The sequence below is a fragment of the Kitasatospora humi genome, assembly GCF_020907985.1.
GTDB classification, from domain to species: Bacteria; Actinomycetota; Actinomycetes; order Streptomycetales; family Streptomycetaceae; genus Kitasatospora; species Kitasatospora humi.
Map to the genome: position 1 here is coordinate 1 of NZ_JAJJPA010000129.1, position 1,895 is coordinate 1,895.

1 protein-coding gene is annotated in these 1,895 nt (G+C 70.6%); it reads left to right on the forward strand.

Annotated elements, in window-relative coordinates:
* Positions 1–26: 26 nt before the first annotated feature.
* The coding region (locus tag LN042_RS36680) for a condensation domain-containing protein (RefSeq protein WP_230055803.1) at positions 27–1,895 on the forward strand (1,869 nt) is incomplete at its 3' end.

Genomic DNA, 1,895 nt, shown 5'->3' on the forward strand with positions numbered 1-1,895 from the left:
GTTCGGACACGTCGTCGGACGAACTCGTGTCACTGTTGCGGGAGTTCGCGGGTGAGCGGCTGCCGGCGTACATGGTGCCGTCGGCGGTGGTGGTGCTGGACGCGCTGCCGGTGACGGTGAACGGCAAGCTGGACCGCAAGGCCCTGCCCGCACCGGAGTACGCCGCCGGTGCAGGGCGGGGTCCGGCGACGGTGCAGGAGGAGATCCTGTGCCAGGCGTTCGCGCACGTCCTGGGCCTGGAGCGGGTCGGGGTGGAGGACGACTTCTTCGCGCTGGGTGGCCACTCGCTGCTGGCCACGCGGCTGGGTAGCCGGGTGCGTACGGTCCTGGGCGTGGAGCTGCCGCTGCGGGTGCTGTTCGAGCGGCCGACGCCGGCTGCGGTCGCGGGCTGGCTGGGTGAGGCCGGCGCGGGCCGGGCGCCGTTGGTGCCGATGGTGCGTTCGGAGCGGATGCCGTTGTCCTTCGCGCAGCGCCGCCTGTGGTTCCTCGGTGAGTTGGAGGGGCCGAGTGCGACCTACAACTTTGGGATGGCGGTGCGGCTGACCGGGGAGTTGGACCGGGAGGCCCTGACTGAGGCGTTGCAGGATGTGGTGGGGCGGCACGAGGTGCTGCGCACGGTGCTGCAGGTGGCGGATGGCGAGCCCTACCAGCGGGTGCTGTCGGCCGAGGAGGCCGGGTTCGAGGTTCCGGTGGTGGCGGTCGGGGCAGCGGAGTTGGATGCCGCGGTGGCCGGGGCTGCTGCGTATGCCTTCGACCTCTCGTCCGAAATCCCGTGGCGGGCGACGCTGTTCGCGGTGGATCGGGACGACCACGTGCTGCTGATGTTGGTTCATCACATCGCCGGGGACGGCTGGTCGACGGGGCCGTTGGCGCGGGATCTGTCGGTGGCGTATGCGGCCCGGTTGGAAGGCCGGGTGCCTGTGTTCGAGCCGTTGCCGGTGCAGTACGCGGACTACGCGTTGTGGCAGCGGGAGGTGCTCGGGGACGAGGGCGATCCGGACAGTGTGCTGTCCGGGCAGGTGGCGTACTGGCGTGAGGCGCTGGCCGGGGTCCCGGAGGAGTTGGAACTGCCGGTGGACCGCCGGCGCCCGGCGGTCGCTTCGCACCGCGGCGAGAGTGTGGAGCTGGCCGTCTCCGCCGAGACGCACCGGCGGCTGGCGGCGCTGGCCCGGGAGCGGGGGGTGACCCTGTTCATGGTGCTGCAGGCGGCGTTGGCGGTCACCCTGAACCGGATCGGCGCGGGCACGGACATCCCGATCGGGTCGCCGGTCGCCGGACGCATGGACGAGGCGCTGAACGACCTGGTCGGGTTCTTCGTCAACACCCTGGTGGTGCGCACCGACCTGTCCGGTGACCCGACCTTCACCGAGCTCGTCGACCGGGTCCGGGAGACCAGCCTGAGCGCGTTCGAGCACCAGGACGTGCCGTTCGAGAAGCTGGTGGAGGAGCTGGCGCCGGTCCGGTCGATGGCTCGGCATCCGCTGTTCCAGGTCTCGCTGACCGTTCAGAACACGGCTTCGACGGCGTTGGAGTTGCCCGGGTTGCGGTCTGAGGAATTTGCCGTGGGCGCACTGGCAGCGAAGTTCGACCTGGAGGTGAGTGTTGGTGAGGTCTATGACGCGCAGGGTGCACCGGCGGGGTTGCGCGGCACGCTGAATGCGGCTGCGGACCTGTTCGATGCGGAGACCGTTCGGCGGATGGGTGACTGGCTGGTCCGGGTGTTGGACGAGGTGGCTGCGGCTCCTGGGACGCGTCTTGCTGCGGTGGATGTGGTGGGTGAGGCTGAGCGCCGTCTGCTTCTGGAGGGGTGGAACGAGACGGCGGTTGAGGTCGGGGCGTGGACCTTGCCGGGGTTGTTCGCGGCGCAGGTGGCGCGGATGCCGGATGCGGTGGCG